This is a genomic window from Rhizobacter sp. P2_H2, assembly GCF_056403375.1.
Genome location: NZ_JBFUFP010000747.1, coordinates 1 through 2,744 on the forward strand (window position 1 = coordinate 1; position 2,744 = coordinate 2,744).

3 protein-coding genes and 1 pseudogene are annotated in these 2,744 nt (G+C 67.4%); 3 read left to right on the plus strand and 1 reads right to left on the minus strand.

Annotated elements, in window-relative coordinates; genetic code table 11:
- Nucleotides 1–399, plus strand: a pseudogene (glmM, locus tag AC1D15_RS25655) (phosphoglucosamine mutase); the annotation flags it as partial.
- A 2-nt stretch (nt 400–401) separates the two neighbouring features.
- Here glmM and AC1D15_RS25660 read toward each other — a convergent pair.
- A complete protein-coding gene (locus AC1D15_RS25660; protein WP_477828213.1) occupies nt 402–884 on the minus strand; it encodes a fasciclin domain-containing protein in 483 nt (160 codons plus the stop codon).
- A gap of 215 nt (nt 885–1,099) precedes the next feature.
- Between AC1D15_RS25660 and pstS the strand changes: the two genes are divergently transcribed.
- Together pstS and AC1D15_RS25670 are read left to right on the plus strand one after the other, a co-directional pair.
- The gene (gene pstS, locus AC1D15_RS25665) at nt 1,100–2,137 is read left to right on the plus strand and encodes a phosphate ABC transporter substrate-binding protein PstS (RefSeq protein WP_047511532.1); all 1,038 of its coding nucleotides are present in this window, start codon (nt 1,100–1,102) and stop codon (nt 2,135–2,137) included.
- A gap of 109 nt (nt 2,138–2,246) precedes the next feature.
- The coding region (locus tag AC1D15_RS25670; protein ID WP_477828214.1) for an ABC transporter permease at nt 2,247–2,744 on the plus strand (498 nt) is incomplete at its 3' end.

Genomic DNA, 2,744 nt, shown 5'->3' on the forward strand with positions numbered 1-2,744 from the left:
CTCGAAGAGCTGGCCGCACGCGGCTGGCTGCTGGGCGGCGAGGGCTCGGGCCACCTGCTGGCGCTCGACAAGCACACCACCGGCGACGGCATCGTCAGCGCGCTGCAGGTGCTGCAGGCGGTGAGCCGCAGCGGCAAGTCGCTGGCCCAGCTGGTCGAGGCGGTGACGCTGTTCCCGCAGGTGTTGATCAACGTGCGGCTGAAGCCCGGGCAGGACTGGAAGTCCGCGCCGAAGCTGGCCGAGACGCAGGCCGCCGTGCAGCGCGAGCTGGGCAACGACGGCCGCCTGCTGATCCGCCCGTCCGGCACCGAACCGCTGGTGCGCGTGATGGTCGAGGCCCGCGATGCAGCGCAGGCCAAGGCCTGCGCCGAACGCCTGGCGGACACCTTGCGCGCCTAGGCTTATTTTGCCGGGATGAAGACGCGGTCGACGATCTGAACGACGCCGTTGCTGGCCTTCAGGTCGGCCTGCGTCACGACGGCGTCTTCGACCGTCACGAACGTGCCGGACTTCGACAGCGCGAGGTTGCCGCCCTGCAGCGTCTTGGCCGGGCCGTTCTTGATGTCGGCCGAGGTCAGCTGGCCGGGCACCACGTGGTAGTTCAGCAGGGCGACCAGCGCGGTCTTGTCCTTGGCCAGGTTCTCCATCGTCTTCGCCGGCACGGCCTTGAAGGCGTCGTTGGTCGGCGCGAACACGGTGTACGGGCCGGGGCCGCTCAGCGTGGCGGTGAGGCCGGCGTCGCCGATCAGCTTGTTCAGCGTCGACAGCTCGGGCGTCGTCGCGGCGACTTCGGCGACGGTCTTCGGAGCCGGCGTGGTGGCGCAGCCGGCGGCCAGCAGGGTCAGGGCGGAGGTGGCGGCGATCAGCCAGGTTCTCTTGTTCATCGAAGGGGTCCTTCAGGGGTTGGGATGGCTGGCCGGCAGCATATGGATCCCATGTGACAGGGCCGTGAATCCTTCATGACAACCCGGTTTGCCGGGCGTCAGCGCGAATTTCGCGGCGGCGAGCCGAGCTGGATGACAGTGGTGTCACCGCCTTGTCACACAGGACTTTTACAGTCCCGGGCATTCCTCCAGCCAGTACCTGAAAGGTGCGCCCCATGAATCTCAAGTCGTTCCGGTCCGTTGCCACCCTGGTGGCTGTCAGCGCGGTGTCGTCGATGGCCTTCGCTCAAGACATCACCGGCGCCGGTGCCACGTTCCCGGCCCCGCTGTACGCCAAGTGGGCCGAGGCCTACAACAAGGCCAGCGGCGCCCGCATCAACTACCAATCGGTCGGCTCGGGCGCCGGCCTGAAGCAGATCCGCTCGAAGACGGTCGACTTCGGCGCCTCCGACATGCCGCTGAAGGACGACGAGCTGGCCAAGGACGGCCTGGTGCAGTTCCCCACCGTGATCGGCGGCGTCGTGCCGGTCGTCAACATCAAGGGCATCCAGCCCGGCCAGATCAAGCTGACCGGCCAGGCGCTCGGCGACATCTACCTCGGCAAGGTCACCAAGTGGAACGACCCGTCGCTGGCCGCGCTGAACCCCGGCGTGCCGCTGCCGGACGCCGCGATCTCGGTGGTGCGCCGCGCCGACGGCTCGGGCACCAGCTTCATCTTCACGAACTACCTGTCGAAGGTGAACACCGAGTGGAAGGACAAGGTCGGTGAAGGCACCGCCGTCAACTGGCCGACCGGCGCGGGCGGCAAGGGCAACGAAGGCGTCTCGTCGTACGTGCAGCGCCTGCCGAACTCGATCGGCTACGTCGAGTACGCCTACGCGAAGCAGAACAAGATGTCGTACGTGCAGCTGAAGAACAAGGACGGCAACTTCGTGTCGCCGGACGACGTGAACTTCAAGGCCGCCGCGGCCGGCGCCGACTGGAGCAAGACCTTCTACCAGGTGCTGACCGAGCAGGCCGGCAAGGATGCCTGGCCGCTGACCGGCGCGACCTTCATCATGATGCAGAAGTCGCAGGACAAGCCGGTGCAGGCCACCAACTCGCTGAAGTTCTTCGACTGGGCCTATGCCAACGGCGACAAGATGGCCGCCGACCTCGAATACGTCTCGCTGCCCGACGCGGTGAAGGCGCTGGTTCGCAAGCAATGGGGCGAGATCAAGGACGCTTCGGGCAAGGCCGTCGCGGTCAAGTAATTCCCGCTGCTCACTCATGGCGGCGAGCACCTCCGGGTCTCGCCGCCCTCGCCTGGATGGAGGAAACGTGGCCGCTACACTCCCCGCATCGCACTACAACAAAGACGAGATGCAACGCTCCGATCCCCTGGGGCAGCCGCCCTCGGCCCGCCGTTCTGCACCGTGGGCCGACACGGTCTTCTCGCTGCTGGCGCATGGCGCCGCCATCCTCACGCTGCTGCTGCTCGCCGGCATCATCGTCTCGCTGGTGATCGGCGCCGCGCCGGCCATCCGCGAGTACGGGCTGAGCTTCCTGTGGCGCAGCGAATGGGATCCGGTGAAGGATCAATACGGCGGCCTGGTGATGATCTACGGCACGCTCGCCACCTCGGCGATCGCGCTGCTGATCGCGGTGCCGGTGAGCTTCGGCATCGCGCTGTTCCTGACCGAGCTGTCGCCGAACTGGCTGCGCCGCCCGCTGGGCGTCGCGATCGAGCTGCTGGCCGCGGTGCCGTCGATCGTCTACGGCATGTGGGGCCTGCTGGTGTTCAGCCCGGTGCTGTCGGAGTACGTGCAGCAGCCGCTGCAGCGCGTGCTCGGCGACGTGCCGTTCTTCAAGGGCCTGGTC